Origin of the sequence: Streptomyces sp. NPDC057950 (assembly GCF_042887295.1) — a bacterium.
Classification (GTDB): domain Bacteria; phylum Actinomycetota; class Actinomycetes; order Streptomycetales; family Streptomycetaceae; genus Streptomyces; species Streptomyces kaempferi.
The window spans coordinates 1-23,172 of the sequence record NZ_JBHVPP010000020.1 but is presented as its reverse complement, the minus strand read 5'-3'; the positions used below and the strand labels follow the sequence as shown (position 1 = coordinate 23,172).

Sequence of the window (23,172 nt, the reverse complement as noted above, 5' to 3'; positions counted from 1 at the left end):
CGAGGCGGTACGGGATGGGGTTCTGCGGCGCGGGGTGGTTCACGGGGTTCAGCCCTTTACTCCGGAGTCGATGTTGGTGTGGGTGAAATGACGCTGGAACACGAGGAACAGCGCCACGGCGGGGAGGGCCAGGACGCAGGCGCCGGCCAGCAGCGCGCCGGTCGGGTTGGCGACGGTGCCCTGCAGGTTGGACAGGAATCCCGCGAGCGAGACGGCCAGCGGCTGCATGTCGGTGTTCTTGGTGACGAGGAAGGGCCACAGGAACTCGTTCCACGGGCCGATGAACGTCAGCAGGACGCCGGTGAGCAACGCGGGACGGGCCATGGGCAGTGCGATCGTCCACAGGATGCGCAGTTCGCTCGCGCCGTCGATGCGCGCCGCCTCGAAGAGCGAGGCCGGCAGCTGCAGGAAGAACTGGCGGAAGAGGAACACCGCGGTCGAGTTGATCGCGAAGGGCAGCATCATGCCGAGATAGCTGTCGCCCAGGCCGTAGTTGCGGACGACCAGCGCGTACAGCGGCAGCATCAGCAGTTGGAACGGGATGGTCTGGACGAGCAGCAGGGTGGCGAACACGGTGCCGCGGCCGCGGAAGGTGAGTCGGGCGAGGGCGTATCCGGCGAGCACTCCGAAGACCAGTGTGCACAGCAGTACTCCGCCGGTGACGATGCCGGAGTTCAGCAGTGAGCGGCCCAGCGAGATGGCGCCGTTGATGGCCCGGTAGTTGGCGGTGGTGAAGCCACCGGGCAGGGCGCCCGACACGTCGCCGGTGGTCGTCTTCTTCAACGAGCCGACGACCATGTAGTAGAAGGGGAAGAGGAAGGCGACCGCTCCGAGCGACAGGCCGGTCAACTGCAGTATGCGGCCGGTCCGGGCTCCGCGGGTCGCGGGGCTCGATGTCTCCGGGGCGGCCGCCGGAGGGGCGGTCGCGGTCCGGGTGTGGTCGGTGGGGGTGCTCATGGCGTCACTCGCCCCTCTCGGAGATCTTTCGGGCCAGCAGGGAGATGGCGAGCACGAACACCATGAGGACGATGCCGAGGGCGGCCGCGAAGTCGGGGTGCCCCTGCTCGATGCCCTTCTGGTACATGACCAGCACGGGCGAGACCGAGGCGTGGTCAGGGCCGCCGCCTCCGGTGAGCAGATAGGGCTCGCTGAACAGGTTGGCGCCCGTGATGATCGCGTAGATCAGGACCAGCGTGGTGGCGGGGCGCACACCGGGAACGGTGATCGAGAAGAACCGGCGCACGCTTCCCGCGCCGTCCACGGCGGCCGCCTCGTACAGTTCCCGGCTGACGTTCTGGAGTGCGGCCAGGTAGAGCATCACGAAGAAGCCGAGCTGCTTCCAGGTGACGAAGAAGGCGATCATAGGCATCGCCAGATGTGTGTTGACGAGCCAGGACGGGTCGGGGGCCAGGCCACCGAGTGCGTGGTTGACCAGTCCGTCCGAGCCGAAGAGGAAGGCCCACACGGCGACGAGCGCGACACTGGCGGTGACGTAGGGCACGTAGTAGGCGGCCCGGAAGAAGGAGCGGAACGGCAGCTTGGCGTTGAGCGCGGCGGCCAGGACCAGCGAAAGACCCACGGTCAACGGGACGTTGATCACGAGGAAGATCAGAATGTTGAGGAAGGCCCGGCCCACGACCGGGTCGGTGAAGACGTCCCGGTAGTTGCTCAGGCCGACCCAGGGCGAGTCCACGCCCGCGCCGGGCGCGGTGAAGTAGAACCGGTGGAAGGAGATCCACACCGTGTAGCCCAGGGGCACGGCGAACACGGCCAGAACGAACAGGACGTAGGGTGCGGCGAACAGGGCACCGATCCGCGAAGTACCGCGCCGACCGGGCCCGTTGGTGTGTGAGAGTGTCATGACGGGACCTCAGTACTCGGCGAGGATTTCGGAGATCTTGCCCGCGGCGTCACGCAGCGCGGAGTCGACGGGCTGGCGGCCGAAGACCACGGACTTCGTCCAGGCGTCGCGGAATGCCTGCCACATGTCGATGGAACCGGCGACGTTGGGCACGTCGACGACGCGACGCGTCTGGTCGGCGAACACCTTGTAGCCAGGATTCTTGGCGAACCAGCCCGCGTAGGTGCCGGTCAGGTCGGGTCGCAGCGGCATCTGGCCGGTCGCGGCGAGGAACTTGCCGTCCTGGGACCGTGAGGTGGCGTACTTCATCACGTCCCAGGCGGTCGCGCGGTTCTTGCAGGCGCTGAACATCGCGACGGACTTCAGGTCGCTGAAGGTGTGCACCGCGGAGGGAGGACGGCCGTCGGAGGTGGGGACGGGGACGACGCCCCAGTCGACGCTGTCCTTGTACGCGGCGATCGCCCATGGCCCGACGGTGGCCATCGCCGCCTTCCCGTCACCGAACGCGTCGCCGGGGTAGGCCTCCTGCGGCGCCAGCTTCTGCGCGTAGAGGCCGCGCCAGAACGCGGCGGCCTCGCGGCCCGCCGGGGAGTCGAACTGCGGCTTGCCGTTCGCGACGAGCGCCTTGCCGCCGCTCTCGGCGATGAAGGCGGGGTAGAAGTCGAACCACGACTGGAAGAACTCGCTGCTCGGCGCCGGCCAGATGGCCGCCTTCGCCGCCCCGCTGTGGACCAGGGTGCGGGAGGTGGCCAGGAACTGGTCGTAGGTCGCGAGCTTCGGGTGTTCGGGGTCGAGCCCGGCCTTCTTGAAGACCTTCTTGTTGTAGAGGATCATCACCGGGTTGCTCTTCCACGGCAGTTGGCGGAACGCCCCGTCCTCGGACCGGTACTGATCGGCCAGCGAGCCGCTGCGCGCCTCGATGTAGCGTTCCGCGCCGGGGAAGTCGTCGAGATCGACGAGCCCGGCCTGTTTCTGGAACTGTGGAACGGACGCCGGCGAGGTGTTGAAGACCAGGCAGGCCGTGTTGCCCGCGATCACCGAGGCGCTGATGGCCTCCTCGGACGTCTTGCCCGCGGGAATGTTCTGCGCGGTGACGTGCTGGCCGGGGTGCAGCTTGTTCCAGTCCGCGACCATCTGTTTGCCCCAGGCCGCCTCCTGGGCGTTGTTGGACAGCCAGACGGTGATGGGTCCGTGTGCCTTGGCGGCCGCCACAGCGTCGGGACCGGACCGGGCACAGGCCGCTAGTGCGCCCGCCATCGCCAGCGCGAGCAGCGCGGACGCCGTTCTCCTGAACATGTTTTCTCCGTACTCTTCGCGTCCGGCCCCGTTGCCGGACGCGGTCCCCGAAGGGCGCCCCGCTCCTCCGCTACGCGGTCGGGGCCGGGCCCACAGATCCCCGGGGGAGGAACTCGGCGGGCGGCAGCACCACATCGGGCGCGCTGCCGTCCCTGACAACCAGATCGAGCGCCCTGGCCGCCGCGATGCCCCAGCCCTCGGCGTTCGCGCGGGCGGAGGACAGCGGCGGGTGCGTGAACCGGGCCAGCGGTGTGTCGTCGTAGCCGATCACCGACAGGTCGCCGGGCACGGACACCCCCAGCTCCTGGGCCACGGCGAGACCGGCCGTGGCCGCCAGGTCGTTGGCGAAGACGATCGCCGTCGGAGGCTCGGGCAGGGCGAGCAGTTCGCGGGTGGCCGCGGCACCGCCCTGCGCCGTGAAGCCGCCGGGGAGCACCAGGTCGGTCGCCAAACCGCGCGCGGACATCGCGTCCTGCCATGCGCGGCGGCGCCGCTGGGCGTGACGGAACTCCGTCGGTCCCTCGACGTGGGCGATACGGCTGTGCCCCAACGCGGCGAGGTGCCCCACGGCCGTCTCGAACGCCGGCAGGTCGTCCAGTTCGACCGCGCACAGGCCCTCGGCCCATTCGGGGCGCCCGAGCACCACGGCGGGCAGGCCGACGGCCCGCACCAGGGCGGGCCGGGGATCGCCGACCCGCAGGTCGGTGACGAACACGCCGTCGACCCTGCGGTCGGCGGCCAGCCTCTCGTACACGGCCTGCTCGCGGCCCAGGTCGGTGACGTGCAGGACGAGCCCGTCCCCGCGTTCCGACAGCACGGACTCGATCCCCGCGATGAAGGCCGGGAAGAACGGGTCGGCGCCGAGCAGCCCCGGCTCGCGGGTCACGACCAGTCCCAGCGCACCCGCCTTGCCACGCGAGAGCGCCTGGGCGGGCCGGCTCGGCCGCCAGCCCAGCTCGTCGATCGCCGCGCGGATCCTCGCGGTGGTTTCCGCCGAGAGCCCGGGGCGGTCGTTGAGCACGAACGACACGGCGCTGCGGGAGACACCGGCCCGCCGAGCGACGTCGGCGATGGTCGGACGGTGTGCCATGGCTCCTCCAGACAGCGTCTAAACCGATTTAATCTGCTGTTCGGCGAAACTAAACCGGTTTAGGTCGCAGGTCAAGAGTTCTGTGCCGCAGGTCTCGGAGCGGTGGGCGGGAGGCCGCCGACGGCCTCGCCGGAGCAGGGCGGCGGGTGGCTGACGCCCGGGGCGACCCCGGTACCGGGTTCCGAGTGCAGGGGGTCACCTGGGTCACCGGAGTCGCCGAGTCGCCTGGGTCACCGGAGTCGCCTGGGTCACTGGAGACGCCGGGGTCGCCGGGGTCACCGGAGTCGCCGGGGTGGTCAAGATCACCGGGGGCACCGCGCTCACCGGGCCGCGGTCCACCGGCCACCGGCCACCGGCCACCGGCCACCGGGGGGGGCGTCGACAGGGCCCGGCTCGAGGTCGAACGCCGGTACTCGAATGCCAGGGATGCGGCACACCGGGTACCGGTGGCCGATGAAGCCGCGCCGAACACGTCAAGTGATGAAGGAACCGGGCGACCTGAGATCGTCCGAACCGTCGGAGCCCGAACGGTGGGAAGGCGCGGCACGGGACACTGTCGCCCCTGTCGGCGCCGCACTGCTCTCGAGCCATGAACTCCGTTGATTTCGGCTTCAGTTGTTGACGCCGGGATGAGGCGGGGATACAACCCGAGAGAGCGCTCTCACGCCTGCGGTTGCTCCAACCCCCACGCACGCCGGCTCGGCCTGAGGAGATCCCATGCAGACTTCCCCCAGCGCACCCGCCACCAGACCCCCCACCGGTGCCCTACGTACCCGTACGGCACTCGGCCTGGTCATCGCCCTGCTCGTCGCCTGCGTCGCCGCCCTGACACCGACGTCCGCGCACGCCGCCGACCAGCTCCTTTCCCAGGGCCGCCCGGCCACGGCATCCTCGACGGAGAACGGTTCCTTCCCCGCGGCGGCCGCGGTCGACGGCAACCCCGACACGCGCTGGTCCTCGGCGTTCGCGGATCCGCAGTGGGTCCAGGTCGACCTGGGCTCCGTCCAGCAGATCACCCGCGTCACCCTCAACTGGGAGGCCGCCTACGCCAAGGCCTACCAGATCCAGACCTCCACGGACGCGAACAGCTGGACCACCGTCCACTCCACCACCACCGCGACCGGCGGCACCCAGAATCTCAGCGTCACCGGCAGCGGCCGCTATGTGCGCGTCTCCGGAACCGTGCGAGCCACCCCGTACGGCTACTCCCTGTGGGAGTTCCAGGTCTACGGGCCCGGCAGCACCACCCCGCCGGACAATTTCTGGGGCGGCACCAGCGACATACCCCCGGCGAGCAACGCCGTCGAGGTGAAGATCCTCAACCGCACCAATGGCAAGTACCCCGACAGCCAGGTGTACTGGAGCTTCAACGGGCAGGTCCACTCCATCGCCGAACAGCCCTACCTCGACATGCCGGCGAACTCGGCGGGCCGCATGTACTTCTATCTCGGCTCACCCAACGGCCCCTACTACGACTTCATCGAGTTCACGGTCGGCAACAACGTCTTCAACGGCAACACCACCCGGGTCGACGCCTTCGGCCTCAAGCTGGCCATGCGCCTGCACGCCAAGGACGGCTACGACGTCGAAGTCGGTGAGAACCGCCAGACGTTCGCCGAGGACCGCGCCACGACCGTCCAGCGCTTCACGGACGCGGTTCCGGACCAGTTCAAGGTGCTGGCGCGGACCCAGGCTCCGTACCGGATCATCGCGCCCGGCAGCGACCCGAGCTTCCGCACGGGCGGCGTGAACGCCAACTACTTCACCTCCTACGCCCAGTCCGTCGGCGTCAACGCGGCCACCTCCGACATCTTCGGATGTGCCGCCTCCCTCGCCGCCAATCCCGACATGTGCGCCGCCCTCAACCGTCACGTGGCCACCCTCCCGGCCTCCCAGCAGTCCGACCCGGCCCAGTACTACAAGGCGGCACCCGCGAACTACTACGCCAAGTTCTGGCACGACAACGCCATCAACCACCTCGCCTACGGCTTCCCGTACGACGACGTGGCGGGCCAGTCCTCCTTCGTCTCCCACGGGAACCCGCAGTGGCTCCTGGTCGCCGTCGGCTGGTAGGCGTCCAGGTGGCACGTCAGGCGTCCGGACCGGCCTGACGGCGCTCCGTCCGGCTCCCGGCGGTCCGGCTCGCTCCGCACCGAGCCGGACCGCCGGGGGCCGGGACTCGGCCCTACGGCCGCGTCGACCGGTGGTACCGACGAGAACCGCGGAGCACGTCGGCTGCCGGTGACTCGGCCCCACGGAATGACGCGCCGGGAGCGACGGGTCACCGATATTGCGAGCCTCCGGCCGGATCCGGCCGGAGGCTCGTCATATCGGTGACCCACCCCTACGCTTCCGGACCGGACGGATCCGGCCCGTCACGCGCCGGGAGGTCGGCGCCCGGATGCCCGGCCCCGGTCTCCTTCCCCGCCGCGGTACGCCGGGATCGCGGCGGCGACCCGATGAGAGCGTCGATCACGTCGTCCAAGGCCCAGCGGAGGTCGTCGGCGTTGACCGACGCCAGTGGCTCGACGGGGGCCATCGAACGCAGGGCGACAACCCCGCTGAACAGGGCCAGCACCAACTGAGCGCGCGGCCCGGTCTCCGGGCCCGGTTCCGAGGCCGCTCCCCCGGGTTCGGACCGGCCCGACGCGATGATCCGCGCGACCGCCTTGTTCATGGCGAGCGCGCGCAGGTCCTGGATCTCCCTGTCGACACTGCTGTCACGCAGCAGCAGGAGCACGGGGCGGCTGCCGGTGTCGCGTACGCCGCACTGCCCTCGCTGATCGACGTCCACACCCCCCTGCCGCAACTCTCCGCCGCCAACGGCATCAACGCACTTGCCCGCAGCCTCGGCAGTTCCCTCGCCGGCGCCGTCGGCGGTGCCCTGCTGTCCGCCCTCACCCTGCGGACCGGCGGAGTCGAACTCCCCTCCCCGCCACCGCGTCCTCTTCGCCGTCTGTGCCGGGGCAGCCGTCGCCGCCGCCGTCATCGGGCTCGTCGTCTCTGCCGGAACCCCGGCCCGCCTCGCCCACAGGACCGAGCCGGACGTCGCGTCACACCGCTGACGGCGGGAGCCTCCCTCGGCTGCCGCGTACCCCGGTTCCGGCCCGACCGGCTCGGCCCGGGACCATGTGGTCCTGGGCCGGGCCGGGTTCGTCCCCCCGTTCCGGGTCAGTTGAACGCGGCCGCGAACATGCCGGGTTCGTAGGAACCTCCCCGCTGATGCACGATCACGGCGAGCCGGTTGGCCGCGTTGATCAGGGCGACCAAGGAGACCAGCGCGGCGAGTTGGTCGTCGTCGTAGTGCTCTCGCGCCCTGGCCCAGGTCTCGTCGGACACACCGTGGTGGGCGTCGCCGAGCCGGGTGCCCTCCTCGGTGAGCGCCAGCGCGGCCTGTTCGGCCTCGGTGAACACGGTGGACTCGCGCCAGACGGCGACCAGATGGAGCCGTACCGCGCTTTCACCGGCCGCCGCGGCCTCCTTGGTGTGCACGTCGACGCACCAGCCGCAGCCGTTGATCTGGCTGGCGCGCAACGAGACCAGTTCCTGCGTGGACTTCGGAAGGGGCGACTGGTGGATCACCAGGGCAGCATTGGCGAACCGCTTGCCGAACTTGGCGGCGATCTCGTTGTCGAACATGTTCAATCGGGAGTCCATGATGTCGTCCTCACTCGTGGCGATGCACTGAACGAACACGAGATGCCTGCGACCCGGTCCCTGTGACGGGGCGGTCGTGTGACGTGCGCCACCACTCCGGGATGTCACAAACTCGCGGGGGCCGGAGTCTTGTGTGCGCGGTACCCATACCAGGGCCAGCAGACGGGAGCAGCCGGTGCGGAGCGAGCGGAGCGAGCCCACAGAGGGCGCAGAGGGCACGGAGGGGACGGAGGACACGGAGGGCACGGCCCGGCAGGCGGCCGGTGGCGGCCGGGCGGACGTCGCCACCGAGGCGTTCGTCGCCCACCGCAACCTGCTGTTCACCGTCGCCTACGAGATGCTCGGCTCGGCCGCCGACGCGGAGGACGTCCTGCAGGAAACCTGGCTGCGGTGGGCGGGCGTCGATCTCGGCACGGTGCGGGAACACCGTGCGTACCTGGTCCGGATCACCACCCGGCAGGCGCTGAGCCGACTGCGTACGCTGGGCCGCCGCAAGGAGTCCTACGTCGGCCCATGGCTGCCCGAGCCGCTGCTCACCGCGCCCGACGTGGCCGAGGACGTCGAACTGGCCGACAGCGTGTCGATGGCGATGCTGCTGGTGATGGAGACGCTCACGCCGACCGAGCGGGCGGTGTTCGTGCTGCGCGAGGTCTTCGACCTCGGCTACGACGAGATCGCCGAGGCCGTCGACAAGAGCCCGGCCGCGGTGCGTCAGGTCGCGCACCGGGCGCGGGCCCACGTCGCGGAGCGCAGGCCGAGGGAGATCGTCTCCCCGGCCGAGACCAGGGACGCGCTCGACGCCTTCCGACGCGCGACGGAGACGGGCGATGTGCGGAAGCTGCTCGACATCCTCGCGCCGGACGTGGTCTTCCTCGGTGACGGCGGCGGAATCAAGCAGGCCGTCCTGCGACCCGTCGTCGGGGCCGAGAAGGTGGCCCGCCTGCTGACCGCCGCAGGCGGCAGGACCACCGCGGCCTCACTGCGACCCGCGCAGGTCAACGCCTGCCCGGCGCTGATCCTCCGGCTCGACGGCGCGATCGACACGGTCTTGGCGGTACGCATCGACGACGGCCTCATCACCGGGCTCTACGCCGTCCGCAATCCCGAGAAGCTGTCGCACATGCGGCGGGAGACGGTCCTGCGCCGCTGAGAGGCGGCGTCCGACGCACGAGCGCCCGAGGGGCGGGAATCGGTCACTGGCCGACACACAGGCTTGCTACGTTCTTGATCGGCTTTCGCAGGCGGGGGTCGGTGACTTGGAGGGTTTCGATGGAGGATGCTGCGCCGTTGGATCTGGTCGGGGTGGACGCCGAGGCGGAGAAGGCCTATCGCCATCTGCTGGCGCGCGGTGGCGGGACCGTCGACGACGTGATGGCGGCACTCGGCGTGACGTACCAGGAAGGGCTGGCGCTGGTCGAACGGCTGCACCGCTTCGGCCTGGTCACCCGGCGTACCTCGGGAGAGTTCCTCACCGTGGATCCGCGGCACGCGCTGCGGGCGCTGGTGGAGTCACGCGAACGCCAACTCGCCTCCGTGCGCGATGCGGCGGGCTCCCTCGGGGCGATCTTCGACACCGCCAAACGGGCCAGGAACGGTGGCCACGGAACCCTCGTGATCAGCGGGCCGGAAGCGGTCGGCGACCGCTACTACCGGTTGAAGCAGGCCGCGCGCGCCGAGATCTGTTCCCTCGACCGTCCCCCGTTCCTACTGGCCCCGAACGCGCCGCTCGACGAGGCGGTGGTGGGCCGTGGTGTCCGGGTCCGCGCCGTCTACGCGGCCTCCAGCTTCGTCGCCGACGGCGGATGGCCGGAACTGGGCAGTCTGGTGTCGAGAGGAGAGGAAGCCAGGATCACGCCGACGCTGCCGATCAAGCTCTCCATGGCCGACCGCTCGGCCGCGATGGTGTCCCTGAGCCTCTCCGCCGGGAACACCGAGTGCCTCTACACCGAGGCGCCTCCACTGCTGGAGGCTCTCGCGGAACTCTTCGAACGCTACTGGGCGGTCGCGTCCCCGCTGGCACGCGACCCCGGTCCCGATGCTCAGGTGCCGCCGCCGGCCGGTCTCCCGGAGGAGGGCCGCAAGCCCACGGACGAGGAACGCAATCTCCTGGCCCTGTTCGCGGCCGGTGTCAAGGACGAGGCGATCGCCCGCCAGTTCGGGATTTCGTCCCGGACGCTGCGTAGGCGCATCCAGGACCTCTACGCGGAACTGGGGACGACCAGTCGGTTCGGCGCCGGCGTCGCGGCGGCGCGTCGCGACTGGGTCTGAGCACGCGGCCGACTTCGCACCGCACTCAGGTGCGACACCCGCGTGATAACTCAACCGACGCGGAATTAAAGGGAATTGACGTCACATCAATTCGGACGAAGAGAGGTGCGAAGCGAGGTGCTCCCGCCCACGTGGGGGCGGGTGGCGCGACGGTGTCCACCCAGGGAATTCCTGCGATCGCACCGCCACTTGTCCACTTGAGGACAATGGCACTCAAGGGACATGGCGAGTTCTTTACAGCGAAGCAAAAGACTGGCTGACTACGGACATCTTTCGCACGCCTAGCTCTTGAGGTTCCCTTGCGCATACCTCCGTCGCCCAGACGCGGGCTGACAGTCGCGGTCGCCGTGCTCGTGGCACTGACGACCACCGGTCCGGCCGTGTCGGCCGGGACCCCCCTCTCCTCCACCACATCCGCCGCCGGACGTCCGCAGGCCACGGGTACCGTCACGCTGATCACCGGTGACAAGGTCGCGGTGACCGTCAGCAACGGCCGCACCAGCGCCACCGTCACGGACCCGCAGGGCAGGCCAGGCGGCGCCCATGTCATGACGGTCGGCCCCGACACCTACGTGTACCCCGACGCGGCACTGCCCTACATCGCGTCAGGAGCACTCGACGAGCGGCTGTTCAACGTCAACGAACTGCTCGAGGACGGCTACGACGACAGCCACAGCGACCGACTGCCGCTGATCGTCACCTACACCGATGCCGCCGCCCGTTCCCGCAGCGCGAAGACCCCGGACGGTGCGCGCAGGACCCTGACACTCAGCAGCATCCAGGGCGCCGCGATATCCGCCGAACACGCGCGGACGACGGACTTCTGGACCTCCCTCACCGGCGGCGCGGGGACCGGGGCGGGAGCGCGCTCGACCGCGAACGCGCACCCGTCCGGACGGCTGACGGGCGGGATCGCCAAGGTGTGGCTGGACGGCAAGGCCAAGGCGACGCTGTCCGACACCACCGCGCAGATCGGCGCACCCGAGGTCTGGGCGGGCGGGGACACCGGCCAAGGCGTGGACGTCGCCGTGCTGGACACGGGAATCGACGCGGCGCACCCGGACTTCGCGGGGCGGATCGCCGCGTCGGAGAGCTTCGTGCCGGGGCAGGACGTCACCGACCGGCACGGCCACGGCACGCATGTCGCCTCGACCGTCGCCGGCACGGGCGCCGCGTCCGACGGCAAGGAGAAGGGGGTGGCTCCGGGCGCCTCGCTGCACATCGGCAAGGTCCTGAACAACGATGGCAACGGCCAGGACTCCTGGATCCTGGCCGGCATGGAGTGGGCCGTCCGCGACCAGCACGCGAAGATCGTCAGCATGAGCCTGGGCGGTGACCCCACCGACGGCACCGACCCACTGAGCCAGGCCGTCAACCGGCTCAGCGAGGAGACCGGGGCGCTGTTCGTCATCGCCGCGGGCAACTCCGGCCCGGAGGCGTACAGCATCGGCGCGCCGGGTGCGGCGGACGCCGCGCTGACGGTCGGCGCGGTGAACGGTCCGGGCAAGGGCGTGGACCAGCTGGCGGGGTTCTCCAGCCGCGGGCCGCGCGTCGGCGACAACGCGATCAAGCCCGACCTGACCGCCCCCGGCGTCGACATTCTCGCTGCCCGGTCGCAGTACGCTCCCGAGGGTGAGGGCGCGTACCAGACCATGAGCGGCACCTCGATGGCGACGCCCCATGTCGCGGGCGCCGCGGCCCTGTTGGCGGAGAAGCACCCGGACTGGAACGGACGGCAGCTCAAGGACGCGCTGGTCGGCACCACCGCCAGCACACGGCAGTCGAGCCCGTACCAGGGCGGCAGCGGGCGGCTCGACATCGCCGCGGCCGTGAAGGCCACCGTGGTCGCCTCCGGTTCCGCGTTCGCCCAGGTCCACTACCCGTACCCACTCGGGCAGACGGTTCGCAGGGACGTCACCTACAGCAACTTCGCGGCCGAGCCGGTCACCCTCGATCTGGGGCTCGTCGCGGTGAACATCCCCGACGGGTTGTTCACCCTCACCGACCCCCGTCCGACCGTCCCCGCGCACGGCACCGCGACCGTCGGTGTGATCACCCACCTCGACCGGGCCGCGGACAATTCCGCCTACACCAGTCAGCTCACCGCCACCGGCCCCGACGGCACGGTTCTCGCCCGTACCCCGGTCGGCGTGAACAAGGAGGGCCGGCGCGTCAAGCTGTCGGTCACCGCGAAGGACCGCAAGGGCGGGGGGCTGCCCGGCTCCCTCGTGCTCAAGGACATCGACCGGAACACCGTCCCCAAGGTGTACACCGTCGACTCCTCCGGCACCCTCGACCTCAGCCTGGTGCCGAGCACCTACGCGGCCTGGATGTACGCCGACGTCCCCGGCATCGACGGCACGCACACACTGGGCCTGGGCCTGTTCTCCGCACCGGAGATCGACCTCGGCAACGACCGGGCGCTCCACTTCGACGCAGCGGACCTCCACCGGGCCGCGGCCCTCACGCCGCAGCCGACCGCCAACAGCTTCATGCGGGTGGACCAGTACCGGTCGAACGGCGACATGCTCCCGTTCCTGGACAGCTACATGCCCGAGTACTGGCGCTATGACAGCCTCTGGGCGGCCGCGACACCCAAGGTGACGCGGGGCTCGTACACCTTCGCGACGCGCTGGCGGCAGATCGAGCGGCCACTGACCTTCTCACTGGGCTCCCAGACGTACGAGAGCGCCGTCGTGCAGAGCCTGTCCCCCATGTTGCCCGAGGGCAGCAACCGGTACCGGGCCGTCTGGGCCGGGAACGGTTCGGCCACGGACTTCGGCAGGCTCAAGATCCGTGGCCAGGTGGCGGTCGTCCGCCGCAGCGACTCCGTGTCCGCCCCTGACCAGGCCGCGGCCGCGGCGAAGGCCGGCGCCAAGCTGCTCCTGATCCTCAACGACGGCTACGGAAAACTGGATCCCTGGGCCGACCTGCCCGACGCCGCACCGCTGCCGGTGGCCTCGCTCGGCACCGACGACAGCGTCCGTCTGCGCAGCGGCCTCCACTGGCCCGGAACAGCATTGCTGAAGGTGGTCTCGCACCCCCAGCCGCACTATCTGTACGACCTGGTGCGGCACTACGACGGCGCGATTCCCCGGAGTCTGACGTACCGGCCCGGTCCGGGCGATCTCGCCAGGATCGACGAGTCGTTCCGCGACACCAAGCAGGGCAAGGCCGTACAGATACGGTACGACCTGACCGTCGACTCCGGTCGGCCGCTGAACAGCAACGCCACCCCCGTCCCGGCCCAGGGCACCCTCACCTCGTGGGTGACAGCCGATCCCGGCGTCTCATGGGTGACCCAGGCCGCGGTCAGCGACCTCAGCCAGCAGGGCTCTCCACGCTCGTACAAGGGGCGCGGCACTTCCCGCGAGGTCTGGTTCTCTCCCGTCCAGCATCCACGGCTCCTCGACGACAGCGCCCACCGCGCCCCCTTCAGGATCGGCGACGTCATCAGTACGTCATCGATCACCGCGTGGGGGGACTCCGGCAGCCACGCGGGTGTCGCCTATGCCGACGGCGACACCTCGACGATCTCCCTCTACCAGGGTGACCAGCTGCTCGGCGAAGAAGTCAACGAACGGATCGTCACCGTCGAAGGTCTACCGACGGATCCGCTGCCGTACCGGATCGTGGTGGAGGGGAAGCGTGATCTGCCGGGCCGGCCGTACTCGACCCGGACCCGTACCGAATGGGGATTCACCTCCGGCACCACGGACTACAGGGTCCTCAGCCCCCTGCCGCTCATCCAGCTGGACTACGCGGTGGCCACCGACCTCTCCGGCCGGGCGAGCAGGCACGGCGCGTTGACCGTCACTCCCTCGCACCTGAAGGGCGCGACGGGCGCCGCCTCCGTCCGCACCGTGGGCCTTGAGGTTTCCTACGACGACGGCGCCACCTGGCACCGGACCACCCCGCGCCACTCGGGGACGGACTGGAAGGCGTCGCTCGACGCACCCTCCAAGGCGAGGTTCGCGAGCCTGCGTACGACCGCGCGGGACGCCCACGGCAACAGTGTCAGCCAGACCGTGATCCGCGCCTTCGGTCTCAAGTAGGCCAGTTGGGCATCGGTTTGACCTGTGAGCCCCTGTTCGCACCCTCGCGAACAGGGGCTCCTTGGTGTGCGGTGTCGACGGAGTGCTACCGGTGCGATGATCGACCGGGTTGACGCCTACGCCACGATCCACCTCACGGGCCACCCTTGGCCGGTTCCTGGCTCGGCACCGGCAAGAACGCCATCGGCGACCTGCCCGGCGACATGAACGCCTGGGACAAGCTCCCCGGCCATCCGGCGAACGGGCGAACGGAATATGGGCCGGCGGATCCGAAACGCCGTCCGGGTACGGTGCGCCCATACGGACGAACCGCCGGCCGGCCGGGAACATCAGGGACGGAATCGCGGTTGATCACCGCATGGCTTCTGAGACACGCGAGGAATTCGGGCGGATCGGTATCTGGAGCGGTGCGCTGCACCGGTCGCGGGTCGACGACGCGGGCAGGGAGGCGATCGAGGAAGCGGTCGCCGAGCTCGAAGATCTGGGATACGGCACTCTCTGGCTCGGGGGCAGCCCCTCACCCGAGGACGCCGCGGCGGTCGTCGACGCCACCCGTACGGTCACCGTGGCCACCGGCATCCTGAGCATCTGGGAACACACGGCCGAGGAGGTGACGGCGCGGATCGCGGCGCTCGACGCGAGCGCGCGTGGACGATTCGTCCTCGGCCTGGGTGTCAGCCACGGTCAGTTGGCGCCGCGGTACGCGAAGCCGTACAGCGCGATGGTGGCCTACCTCGACGCCCTCGACGCCACCGCTCCGCCCGTGGATCGTGGTCGTCGGGTCCTGGCGGCGCTCGGCCCGAAGATGCTGAGGCTCGCGACCGACCGGGCGCTGGGCGCGCACCCCTACCTCGTCACCACCGAGCACACGGCGGAGGCACGCGAGGCACTCGGTCCGGACGCGCTGCTCGCCCCCGAGCTGTCCGTCGTACTCGACACCGACCTCGACCGGGCCCGTACCACCGCGCGGAACATGCTGAGCCGGTACCTCCAACTGCCCAACTACACCAACAATCTGCTGCGCCTGGGCTTCACGGAGAACGACTTCGAGGACGGCGGAAGCGCACGTCTCCTGGACGCCCTCTTCGCCCTGGGCGACACCGAGCGGGTGCGCGTCCGGACCCGGGAGTACTTCGACGCCGGCGCCGACCACATCGCTCTCCAGGTACTGACCGCCGACGGGAGCGGAGCCGCTCTGCCGCGGGCCGAATGGCGCGAGCTCGCCGCGGCGTTCGCCGACGAGCTGTAGAGAGCGGTTCGCGCGAGCGGGACGCGGGTCCCGCTCGCGCCCGTGTGCGGGAACTCGCGCCCGTGTGTGAGGGAAAAGGGGCTCTGCCGGGGGTCTTGGCCCGTGTCCGGCGTGTTCCCTTTCGGGTGCCCCTGGCCACCGGGACAAGTGGCGTGGTGACGCCGGCTCCGTAGCGGTGGTCGGGCTGGTGCGGGTCCTCCCGGCGGGCGGACCGGGAACACCGGTGCCCGGCAGGGTCCTCAGTCCTCGGCTCGCGTCCGCCGGGGCGAACGATCCGTCCGCCGATGTGCACCGGTACCGTCCGCGGCGGCCCGTACTAGCGACCCCCTCCGTCCCCGCCGGTCTCCTTGTTTGACCTTGACACAGTGGCAAGGCCTTCACTGCTTGCCGAGGAGGTGGTCTCGATGACGGTCACGGGACAGGACACGGATGTGACACGAGCGCTGCGGGGGCTGGAGGACGGCCGCTCGTCGGTGCGACTGCGGGCCGCCCTGGCGGTCGGCACGACGCCTGACCCGCGCTTCGTCGACAAACTCCTCGAACGATGCGCACTCGAGCCCGAATTCTTCGTCCGCGACATGCTGACCTGGGCACTCACCCGCCACCCGGTGTCCATGACGCTTCCCGGGCTGCTCCGTGAGGTCCGCTCGGAGCGTACGCAGGCACGGAGCCAGGCACTCCACACGCTGTCCAAGATCGGGAACCGGCAGGCGTGGCCGGCGATCACCCGGACGCTCCTCGCCGACGCCGACGACGAGGTGGCGCGGAGCGCCTGGCGGACGGCGGTCGTGCTCGTCCCGGAAGGCGAGGAGTCCGCGTTGGCGACGGTGTTGGCGACCCAGCTCGGGCGCGGTGGGCGGGAGACGCGAATGAGTCTCAGCCGGGCGCTGGTCGCGCTCGGTGAGGCCGTTCTGCCGGCTCTGGGTGCCGCGACGACGGCCCCTGACCCGTGCGTGCGCGCGCACGCGCTCGCCACGGAACGGATGCTGCGCGACCCGGACGCCGGGTTCGAGTTCGCGATCGCGGAGGCGAAGCGCGTCGTGGCCCTCGGCACGTCCGGTCAGGAGGGATGCTAGGACGTGTTGATCGGTGAGGTGGCGCGACGGTCCGGGGTCAGTGCGCGCATGCTCCGGCACTATGAGTCGCTCGGTCTGGTGCGTCCTTCGGGTCGCACCGGCTCCGGATATCGGGAGTACTCCGGGGACGACATCCGCCGGATCTTCCATATCGAGAGCCTGCGGTCGCTGGGCCTGTCGTTGCGGGAGATCGGACGGGCGCTCGACGATCCCGGTTTCGAGCCCTCGTCGCTCGTCGGCGACCTCATCGGCCAGACGCGCGAACGCATCGCGGCCGAGACCGAGTTGCTCACGCGGCTGCGCAGGATCCATGCCGCGGACCCCGGCGGCTGGGAGGACGTCCTCCAGGTCGTCGCACTCCTCCAGGCGCTGGAGTCGAAGAGCGCCGACGCGCGCCAGCGCGCGGCCCTCTCGTCGGTCGGCGAGGTCTCGGTGCCGGTGGAGGCCCTGGTCGAGGCAGCACTGAGCGAGACGGAGCCGAACGTCGCCGGGGCGCTTCGATGGGCGCTGGCACGATCGGGCGACGACGGCACGGCGCTGCTGGCGGAGGGCCTCGGATCGCCCGTGGCCGCGGTGCGGGAACGTGCCGTTCGGTCCCTCGCCGAGATGCCAGGTGGTGAAGCCGCCGAGCGACTGCGGGATGCCCTCGCGAACACCGACGTCGTGGTCCGCAGGTACGCGGCTCTGGCGCTCGGCACACGGGGTGTGGCCGAAGCGGCCCCGACGCTCATCGACATGATCGTGGAGGGAAGGAACGACACCGATGCGGCCGATGCGCTGAGCATGCTGGCGAGCGACACCACGACGGCGGATGAGATCGCGAGCAGGCTCGTCGACCGCCTCGCCCACGACGCCACCGAAGCGCCCGCGCGCGGGCGGCTGACCCAGGCGCTGGCGGACGTCCCCGGGACAAGGGCGTCGCATGCCCTCGTGGAGCTGTCGCAGGACGGGGACCGTGCCGTCGCGCTGACCGCGGCGTACCTGCTTCACCTGCGCGACGCACGGTGAGGGATCTCCCCTACGGTGCCGCGGTACAGATGACGGCCGTGCGCACTCCGTGCGGCGACCAGCCTTGCCGACAGCCATAAGCACGCCGACGCCGCGGAGTCCTCGCTGCCCGCGGAAGCCGGACCGCGAGGGGTTGTACGCCTTCGCGGCCCGCTCCCGCGGGCGGGCCGCGGCCACCGCCACGTCCGGCGGCTTCGCGCGCGAAATCGCCCCTGTCGGCGGCCGCCCGGTGGACCGTGCGACCGGGCCGGCAGGGCGCTTTCTGTCATGGGTCAGCCGGACCACCTGGCACTCGGGGGCGGGCTGTCGTCGAGGAAGCCGCCGGACTGGTGCTGCCACAACTTCGCGTAGGCGCCGTCCGTTGCGAGCAGTTCATGGTGGGTGCCCTGTTCGACGACCCGCCCGCGGTCGATGACGACGAGCCTGTCCATCTTGGCGACCGTACTCAGCCGGTGCGCCACCACGAGCGCCGTCCTGCCGTCCATCAGCCGCCACAGGGCTTCCTGGACGAGGTGTTCGCTCTCCGAGTCCAGGGCACTGGTCGCCTCGTCGAGCAGCAGGATCGGCGCGTCACGCAGGATCGCGCGGGCGAGGGCGACCCGCTGGCGCTGTCCGCCGGACAGCTTGACTCCGCGCTCGCCGACGATGGTGTCGAATCCGTCCGGCAGCGCGTCGCTGAACTCGGTGACGTGCGCCGCCTCGGCCGCGCGCCTGATCTCGGTGTCGGTGGCGTCCGGCCGGGCGAAGGCGATGTTGTCCCGCAGCGTCCGGTGGAACATCGCCGGATCCTGTGGCACATAGGCGATGGTACTGCGCAGGTCGGCCTGGCGGAGTCTGCTGATGTCCTGCCCGCCGATCAGGATGCGGCCGGCGTCGACGTCCGTCATCCGCAGCAGCAGACGGGTGAGCGTGGTCTTGCCGCCGCCGGACCGGCCCACGAGTCCGATCTTCGATCCGTCGGCCACCGCAAGATCGAGTCCCTCGAAGAGGGGCCGCGCGCCCGCGTGGGCGAAGCAGACCCGTTCGAAGCGGACGTCAGCGGCATGGGTGCGGAGCGGTTCCGGCGAGGGCGGGTCGAGCACGGTCGGCGAGGTGAGCAGCAGTTCGGTGAACTGCGCGGCCTCGGTCATCGAACTCTCCAGGCGCCGGTAGATCTGGTTGAACTCGAACATGATCCGCGTGGCGTTGGTGTAGTAGGTGAAGGCGACGACGACCGCCTCCACGCCGAGTTCACCACCGCCGAGCGCCACGGCCAGCAGCAGGCCCAGGACGTTGGTCAGCACGGACATCGGCGCGACCAGGGTGTCGATGCGCAGGTTGCCGTAGTCCCACGATCTCAGGGTGAGGCGCCGTGACTCCGCGACGCGGGACCGGTGTTCGGCGGCCTCCCGCTCCTCGGCGGCGAAGGCCCGGACCGTGTCCATGTTCATCAGACTGTCGGAGACATGGCCCGAGACCCGGGCGATCGCCTCCTCGCGCCGGCGGACGAGCGATTGACGGCGACGGATCAAGGGGACGACGCACACCGCGGTCAAGGCGATCATCGTGAGGAGCCCGACGACGAGAAGGGGTGCGTAGCGCCACAGCACCACCGCGCCGAAGGCGAGCGGGACGAACCGTCCCACGACCGAGAAGGTCAGTGTGTCGACGAACTCCTCGAAGCGAGAGGCGAAGCTGAGGGCCCGCTTGGTCAGCGAGCCGGCGAAGTTTTCGTGGAAGAAGGCCGCGTCCTTGGCGAACAGTTCGTCCAGGCCGATCACGTACAGGTGCTCGATGCCGCGGGCGTCGAGCCGGTTGAGACAGTGCAGCCCGATGCGCCAGAACGCCTCCGAGAGCAAGAGGACGCCGGCGAAGCCGAGGACGTACGGCAGCGTGGAGCCGACGGTGGTCGCGGGGTGGTCGGCGATCCGGCCGACCAGTTTGGCGACGATGAGTGGAGCGACGTAGTTGATACCGATGTTGCCGACGGCGGGAAGCAGCAACGCGGGCGCCGTCAGCCGGCGCCGCCGGGTCAGTTCCCGGGTGTAATAGCGCAGTGCGAGAACCACCGGACCCTTGCCCGGCGGGGACTTGCGTGGTGCGGGCGATCCCATTCCACCCCCGTGGTGTCGTACGACATCCCCTTCTCCTGCCGCTGCGGCCGCGGCGGCGGGGCTCTGTCGCGTCGTCGGACGGTCGTGCGGAGGCGCTCGTGCGGACGTCGCCCTCGGACGCGCCACGCGCCCGTGCCGGACGGGCGGGCGGCCCGCGCCCGATGACCGCGGGCGATCGCGTTCACACGCTCCGTCACCGAATGCAGTGTCCCGCGCGGACGGCCGCCCGGTCCAAGCATTTCTCGGCCGATTCGACAGCACGCACCACCCGGCTCGACTCACCGGCACGGACCCCCCTACCGGCTCGAGGCCCTCGCCGGCGTCGGCGAGGGCCTCGAGTACCGAGGGTGAGAGCGTGGAGGTCAGTGCGCGCCGACGTGGTCCAGGTCGGCGAGCAGCCGTTCCACGTCGGTCATGAGCGAGCCGTAGACGTACCAGGCACCCGGCTTGACGAGGGTGCCCCGGCCGATCAGGTCGGTCATGGCGTCGTGCCAGTCCTGCGCTTCGTCGATCGCTTCGCGGAGCTCCCCGCGGGGAGCCGTGTCCGACGGGCCTGCGGCCGCGCGCGGCCCGGCGAAGCCCTGGACGGCGTCCCCGGCCAACCGCAGGGTCTGCGCGTACCGGTCGAGGAACTGCTGGCCCAAGTGGTGGTCGGCGTGATCGTTGTGGGCGTTGTCCGCCAGGGTCCGCGCGATTCCCCGGACCTGGAGCGACACCCCGCGCAGGGCATCGAACGCCTCGCCGTACGTCAGGTCCTCGCACCGGGCATGCGCGGCGCACCGAGTGTTCCAGCGCACACTCTCGTCCGCCCGTTGCACCTCCTCCTCCGCGCTTGTGAAGCGTTCTTCCAGGTGGCGCGCTTCGTGCAGCCAGGTGTGGGCCTTGACGGTGAGGTGTCGCTGGGCCAGACCGGAACCCATGTCGCGCAGCAGGCTTCCCATGTCCTGGGCCAAGCCGCGCACGGCGGCGTCGGACTCGTCCAGGTAGAGCGGAGGCAGGACGAGGGCGTTCACGGCGACGCCGACAGCCGCGCCGACGAGGGTCTGGAGCACGGGGGACACCAGGCTGCCCACAGGGTCGGCCGCACTGGCGGCCAGGGCGATGAGCGCCGTGGAGGCGATCTGTACACGGTCGTCCGTGGAACGTCGCGGGCCCGCCAGGACCGCGACGACCACGATGGCCACGACGCCGCCCGCAGTCGGTCCCAGCAGCCGGGCGATCACCAGGGCGAGGACGAGCCCCGCGACCCTGCCGACCATGTTCTGGGCCGCCTGCGTCACGGATCGGTACACCGTGGAGGCGTTCACCGCGAGCAGAGCACTCGTGACGGCCAGGTAGGGATGCCCCCCGGGGGACCACGGGGCAACCGCACCCCAGGTGAGCATGGTCGCGGCCAGGGTCTTGACGCCGTACACCGCCTGGCTGCTTCGCTTACCGCGCAACCTGTCGGTGAGGTGACGTGCCGACCCCGCCGCCTTGGCCAGGGGGTACCCCGGCAAGACAATGGAATCCTGCATGGCCTCGAGAGTGACAGCTTTTGTCGTTATTTACAGCATGATGTCCGCCACGGTCGACAGGTCCCGGCCCGGTGTGCAGTGCCCGGGACCCACCGAGGTCACGGCATCAGGGGGCGATCCGGACGGCCCGGACACCAGCGAGCGGAACGCCGATCGTCACGTCCGGCCCTCCGGCAGCGCGTCCGCCGTCGCACCGCCCTCGGCCGTGGCAGAACGCAGCGGAAGTTCAGCGATCACGGTGAATCCGCCCTCGGGCCGCGGTCGCGCGGTGAGGTTCCCGCCCACGCTGGCCGTCCGTTCCCGCATGCCGATCAGTCCATGGCCGGTTCCCTGCTGCGGCCCGTGCGGGGGGATCGCGCAGCCGTCGTCCTCGACAGTGATCGTCAGGCAGAGCCTTCCGAAGGCCAGGTGCAGCCGGGCCTTGTCCGCACTGCCGTGCTTGCGCACATTGGTCAGGGCCTCCTGGACGATGCGGTAGGCGGCCAGATCGACCGCGGGCGTCAGGGGAGGGGCAGATCCGTTCCGGGTGCACAGGACGTAGAGCCCGACGCGTTCGAACGAGGCCAGGAGAGCCGGCAGCTGCGCCAGGCCCGGAATGGGATCGCGGGGTGCATCGGCATCGTCGCACTGGCGTAGCAGGCTCACGGTCGCGCGCAGTTCGTCCAGCGCAGACCGGCTCGCTTTCTGGATGTCCGTGAGGGCGGCGAGGATCTGGTCGGGCCGATCCTTCCCCACATGGGCCGCGACGCCGGCCTGAGCGTTGATCAAGGCAATGTTGTGGGCGACGATGTCGTGCAGCTCACGGGCGATCCGCACGCGCTCGGCCGCCACTCGCTGCCGTGCCTCCTGTTCACGGGTCCGCTCCGCGTGTTCCGCGCGTTCCTCCACGGCCGCGATATGGGCACGGCGCGAGCGCACCCCGTCCCCCACCGCCGCCGGCAGCGCCGTCCATGCCAGCATCGCGACGTTGCCCGGCTGCAGCCAGGAACCCGGCTCGTACACCACCTCGGCACCGACCAGTACGGCGGCCGAAGCCGCCGCGACGCCCCAGGCGGTACGACGGTCGGTCAACGCGGCCACCGAGTAGACCGACACGATGACCGGGCTTGTCACCAGCGGACTCTCACGGAACCCGAGCACTTGGAACGCCGCCCCGCAGCCGACCGCCAAAGCCGCTACGCCAAAGGGGTAGCGGCGGCGCCACGGCAGTGCGAAGCAGCCCACCGCCGCGAGCAGGACAGCGGGCCATCTCAGGTCGAAGCGGTGCTCGCGCGGAATGATGGAGGCGGCCACGACGGACAGTACGAACAGCCCCAACGCCACTGCCACGTCGAAGGATCTGCCGCGGAGGCCATGACCTGGCCTGCTACCGATGCTCACCGCCATGGCACCACCGTAGGGATACCGCTCGCCCGCTGCTCACCGGCGAAAGCGGTCGGCAGCTGGATATCCCAGCCCCGACGGCCCCGCACCACCCCGGCGGGAGTTGGCCTCTTCGAGTGATGAGCGGCCGCGAGACCGTCCTGCGGCACGGGGCCTCGGCCGTCGGACCGGGCGACAGGGCTCTGAAGTCGGCACCCAGGTGCTGCCGCGCGCTGCTGGGCGCGGGCGGTGCGATCCAGCGGGCCGAGATCCTCGGCGTACGCGGCGTGCACGACGCGGTCCAGGCCCCCGGCCGGCGAACGGGCACGGCGGTGCGCGGGCGAGGCACGCCAGGGCCGCGCCCTGGGTGACTCCGCCGCTGGGACGATGTTCCTGGGTCGCGGATCGAGTGGGACGCCCTGGAACGGGCTGTCAGCGAGGGCGTGTTCGGCCCGCGCCCTTGATGTCGAGGTCGGTGCCCGAGCATGCGGTCGCTGTCCGCGGCAGCGGGCCGAGGGGGCGGCCAGAGTGCGGCCCGGCCCGGCTGTCGGGGCCGCGGTGCGGGCGGTCGTCGGCTCGCCCGGCAGGCGCCGCAGGCGCGGCAGGCGCGGCAGGCGCCGCAGGCGCCGCGGGCGCGGCA

The 23,172-nt window shown here is 70.6% G+C and carries 16 protein-coding genes; 7 read left to right on the top strand and 9 right to left on the bottom strand.

Going from position 1 to position 23,172, the window contains the following annotated elements:
- Positions 1-48: 48 nt before the first annotated feature.
- The 4 genes from ACFVTC_RS29525 to ACFVTC_RS29510 all read right to left on the bottom strand — a co-directional run bounded on the left by ACFVTC_RS29525 (position 49) and on the right by ACFVTC_RS29510 (position 4,247).
- Positions 49-957 (bottom strand): carbohydrate ABC transporter permease, encoded by a 909-nt coding sequence (locus tag ACFVTC_RS29525; protein WP_390131534.1) that lies wholly within the window; start codon positions 955-957, stop codon positions 49-51.
- A gap of 4 nt (positions 958-961) precedes the next feature.
- Positions 962-1,861 (bottom strand): carbohydrate ABC transporter permease, encoded by a 900-nt coding sequence (locus tag ACFVTC_RS29520; protein WP_168525706.1) that lies wholly within the window; start codon positions 1,859-1,861, stop codon positions 962-964.
- Between the two features lie 9 nt (positions 1,862-1,870).
- Complete coding sequence (locus ACFVTC_RS29515) at positions 1,871-3,157, bottom strand: extracellular solute-binding protein (protein ID WP_390131533.1); 1,287 nt, start codon at positions 3,155-3,157, stop codon at positions 1,871-1,873.
- A gap of 70 nt (positions 3,158-3,227) precedes the next feature.
- Positions 3,228-4,247: a LacI family DNA-binding transcriptional regulator gene (locus ACFVTC_RS29510; RefSeq protein WP_390131532.1), complete on the bottom strand. Its 1,020-nt coding sequence runs from the start codon at positions 4,245-4,247 to the stop codon at positions 3,228-3,230.
- Positions 4,248-4,964: 717 nt separating this feature from the next.
- Here ACFVTC_RS29510 and ACFVTC_RS29505 point away from each other — a divergent pair.
- The gene (locus ACFVTC_RS29505) at positions 4,965-6,320 is read left to right on the top strand and encodes a beta-1,3-glucanase family protein (RefSeq protein ID WP_390131531.1); all 1,356 of its coding nucleotides are present in this window, start codon (positions 4,965-4,967) and stop codon (positions 6,318-6,320) included.
- 271 nt (positions 6,321-6,591) lie between these two features.
- Here the strand turns inward: ACFVTC_RS29505 and ACFVTC_RS29500 are convergent, their stop codons facing one another.
- Positions 6,592-7,041, bottom strand: a complete 450-nt coding sequence (locus tag ACFVTC_RS29500; protein ID WP_390131530.1) for a hypothetical protein — start codon at positions 7,039-7,041, stop codon at positions 6,592-6,594.
- Positions 7,042-7,418: 377 nt separating this feature from the next.
- Positions 7,419-7,904 carry a carboxymuconolactone decarboxylase family protein gene (locus ACFVTC_RS29495; RefSeq protein WP_390131529.1) on the bottom strand — a complete coding sequence of 162 codons (486 nt, stop codon included), beginning with the start codon at positions 7,902-7,904 and terminating at the stop codon, positions 7,419-7,421.
- A 175-nt stretch (positions 7,905-8,079) separates the two neighbouring features.
- On the opposite strand from ACFVTC_RS29495, the gene ACFVTC_RS29490 reads away from it, so the two are divergent.
- The 6 genes from ACFVTC_RS29490 to ACFVTC_RS29465 all read left to right on the top strand — a co-directional run bounded on the left by ACFVTC_RS29490 (position 8,080) and on the right by ACFVTC_RS29465 (position 17,560).
- Positions 8,080-9,054: an RNA polymerase sigma-70 factor gene (locus ACFVTC_RS29490; RefSeq protein WP_390131528.1), complete on the top strand. Its 975-nt coding sequence runs from the start codon at positions 8,080-8,082 to the stop codon at positions 9,052-9,054.
- Between the two features lie 119 nt (positions 9,055-9,173).
- Positions 9,174-10,172 (top strand): LuxR family transcriptional regulator, encoded by a 999-nt coding sequence (locus tag ACFVTC_RS29485; protein ID WP_390131527.1) that lies wholly within the window; start codon positions 9,174-9,176, stop codon positions 10,170-10,172.
- Between the two features lie 347 nt (positions 10,173-10,519).
- Positions 10,520-14,227, top strand: a complete 3,708-nt coding sequence (locus tag ACFVTC_RS29480; protein WP_390131526.1) for a S8 family serine peptidase — start codon at positions 10,520-10,522, stop codon at positions 14,225-14,227.
- Positions 14,228-14,585: 358 nt separating this feature from the next.
- The gene (locus tag ACFVTC_RS29475) at positions 14,586-15,476 is read left to right on the top strand and encodes an LLM class F420-dependent oxidoreductase (RefSeq protein WP_390131525.1); all 891 of its coding nucleotides are present in this window, start codon (positions 14,586-14,588) and stop codon (positions 15,474-15,476) included.
- Between the two features lie 404 nt (positions 15,477-15,880).
- Complete coding sequence (locus ACFVTC_RS29470; RefSeq protein WP_390131524.1) at positions 15,881-16,552, top strand: HEAT repeat domain-containing protein; 672 nt, start codon at positions 15,881-15,883, stop codon at positions 16,550-16,552.
- 3 nt (positions 16,553-16,555) lie between these two features.
- Entirely contained in the window at positions 16,556-17,560 is a 1,005-nt protein-coding gene (locus ACFVTC_RS29465; protein WP_390131523.1) for a MerR family transcriptional regulator, read from the top strand.
- Positions 17,561-17,832: 272 nt separating this feature from the next.
- Here the strand turns inward: ACFVTC_RS29465 and ACFVTC_RS29460 are convergent, their stop codons facing one another.
- From ACFVTC_RS29460 to ACFVTC_RS29450, 3 genes are all read right to left on the bottom strand, one after another.
- Positions 17,833-19,653: an ABC transporter ATP-binding protein gene (locus ACFVTC_RS29460; protein ID WP_390131522.1), complete on the bottom strand. Its 1,821-nt coding sequence runs from the start codon at positions 19,651-19,653 to the stop codon at positions 17,833-17,835.
- A 362-nt stretch (positions 19,654-20,015) separates the two neighbouring features.
- Complete coding sequence (locus tag ACFVTC_RS29455) at positions 20,016-21,170, bottom strand: aromatic acid exporter family protein (RefSeq protein WP_390131521.1); 1,155 nt, start codon at positions 21,168-21,170, stop codon at positions 20,016-20,018.
- A gap of 156 nt (positions 21,171-21,326) precedes the next feature.
- Complete coding sequence (locus tag ACFVTC_RS29450; protein ID WP_390131520.1) at positions 21,327-22,499, bottom strand: sensor histidine kinase; 1,173 nt, start codon at positions 22,497-22,499, stop codon at positions 21,327-21,329.
- Positions 22,500-23,172: the final 673 nt, after the last annotated feature.

What these genes read in the sequence shown, in the direction of transcription:
- ACFVTC_RS29525 (WP_390131534.1), bottom strand. Translation starts at nt 957, where the DNA reads ATGAGCACCCCCACCGACCACACCCGGACCGCGACCGCCCCTCCGGCG.
- ACFVTC_RS29520 (WP_168525706.1), bottom strand. Translation starts at nt 1,861, where the DNA reads ATGACACTCTCACACACCAACGGGCCCGGTCGGCGCGGTACTTCGCGG.
- ACFVTC_RS29515 (WP_390131533.1), bottom strand. Translation starts at nt 3,157, where the DNA reads ATGTTCAGGAGAACGGCGTCCGCGCTGCTCGCGCTGGCGATGGCGGGC.
- ACFVTC_RS29510 (WP_390131532.1), bottom strand. Translation starts at nt 4,247, where the DNA reads ATGGCACACCGTCCGACCATCGCCGACGTCGCTCGGCGGGCCGGTGTC.
- ACFVTC_RS29505 (WP_390131531.1), top strand. Translation starts at nt 4,965, where the DNA reads ATGCAGACTTCCCCCAGCGCACCCGCCACCAGACCCCCCACCGGTGCC.
- ACFVTC_RS29495 (WP_390131529.1), bottom strand. Translation starts at nt 7,904, where the DNA reads ATGGACTCCCGATTGAACATGTTCGACAACGAGATCGCCGCCAAGTTC.
- ACFVTC_RS29485 (WP_390131527.1), top strand. Translation starts at nt 9,174, where the DNA reads ATGGAGGATGCTGCGCCGTTGGATCTGGTCGGGGTGGACGCCGAGGCG.
- ACFVTC_RS29475 (WP_390131525.1), top strand. Translation starts at nt 14,586, where the DNA reads ATGGCTTCTGAGACACGCGAGGAATTCGGGCGGATCGGTATCTGGAGC.
- ACFVTC_RS29470 (WP_390131524.1), top strand. Translation starts at nt 15,881, where the DNA reads ATGACGGTCACGGGACAGGACACGGATGTGACACGAGCGCTGCGGGGG.
- ACFVTC_RS29460 (WP_390131522.1), bottom strand. Translation starts at nt 19,653, where the DNA reads ATGGGATCGCCCGCACCACGCAAGTCCCCGCCGGGCAAGGGTCCGGTG.
- ACFVTC_RS29455 (WP_390131521.1), bottom strand. Translation starts at nt 21,170, where the DNA reads ATGCAGGATTCCATTGTCTTGCCGGGGTACCCCCTGGCCAAGGCGGCG.